Here is a 1,324-nt window from a genome sequence, read left to right on the forward strand (position 1 = left end):
GAACTCCGTTAATGAGTCTTTGAACTCCGTTAATGAGCCTACCCATTTAGCTGTAGCAAGTTATTCATCAAACGATGTTATCTTCTTCTTTTGCCAAGCACCGCCATTCTCTATAATCTTCGGTATTATGAGCAACATTGCAATATTTTTTACCTATGGTTTATAGTTCTGACTTACTTAGTAAGCTCTACAACGCTTTTAACCCCTTTGAACCATTACCAGCAGGCGATCCAAAATATGTAGACTGTCAGGATGTGCGGGGAGATACGAATATTCTCCAAGAGTTGGGAAATCGGATGCTACTGGCAAATAATAACACTTACCAACTGTATTCCGGTCATCGAGGTGGGGGAAAATCTACAGAACTACGCCGATTAAAAAGCTTTTTAGAAAATCGCCAGTTTTATGTCGTATATTTTGAGGCTGATGAAGAAGATATCGACTCAGAAGATGCCCAGTATACAGATATTCTCCTCGCCTGTACCCGCCGTTTACTCAAAGATTTAAAAGAAATTGCCAGTCCTCGTCCTATACTCGACTGGTTAAAAAGCCGTTGGGAAGATTTGAAAGATTTGGCGCAGACTCCCATAGAATTTGAAAGTCTGGGAGTAGAAGCCCAACTGAGTCAGTTTGCCAAATTAACAGCAAATTTAAGGGCTGTTCCCGAATTGCGCCAGAAGATTCGCCAAAAAATCAATCCTCACACCGTCACTTTAATTCAGGTTTTGAATGAGTTTTTAAACGATGCCAAACAAAATTTACCTAAAGGCTACACTCAACTGGCGGTAATTGTCGATAATTTAGACCGGATGGTGTTAGTCAAAGACGGCGATCGCACCAATTACGAAGAAGTCTTTTTAGACCGCAGCGAACAACTCCAAGCCTTAGATTGCCATTTGATTTACACTCTCCCGATTTCCATGTTGTATTCTACCAGAGCAACGGATCTCAGGGATATTTACGGTGAATGCCTGACTTTGCCTTCAAGGGGCGACAAGCGAGTTAAAGAGCTTGCTGTATAAGCTTCATAGCCCTTAAACCTCGCTGATAATATGCTTGCTTATTGCGACTGAAACCGACCAGTTCCTCGACCCATGCTTGACACTCATGCCAAGCGACTATCCAATTTTGACCATATAAACCTATCCAGAAATTACTATGACGTTTCTCATTTCTATTTTTTTCTTGACTACGACAAATATAGGAATCAAGTTTTTGAAATTTAGTCCTTTGTCCATGTAACCAAGCACTGGTCATAGCTAAAGCAATTAAAAATATTATTCGTACAAGTCTATCAGGATTAGCTTGAGAACTTTCCAAATTG

At 40.4% G+C, this 1,324-nt stretch carries 2 pseudogenes; one reads left to right on the forward strand and one right to left on the reverse strand.

Annotation, left to right across the window (positions count from 1 at the left end):
• Positions 1 to 155 precede the first annotated feature (155 nt).
• Positions 156 to 983 (forward strand): annotated as a pseudogene (locus I8752_RS21760) (ATP-binding protein); the annotation flags it as partial.
• A 19-nt stretch (positions 984 to 1,002) separates the two neighbouring features.
• On the opposite strand, the pseudogene I8752_RS21765 reads toward I8752_RS21760, so the two are convergent.
• Positions 1,003 to 1,324 (reverse strand): annotated as a pseudogene (locus I8752_RS21765) (IS4 family transposase); the annotation flags it as partial.

The organism is Dendronalium phyllosphericum CENA369 (assembly GCF_016056275.1).
GTDB classification, from domain to species: Bacteria; Cyanobacteriota; Cyanobacteriia; order Cyanobacteriales; family Nostocaceae; genus Dendronalium; species Dendronalium phyllosphericum.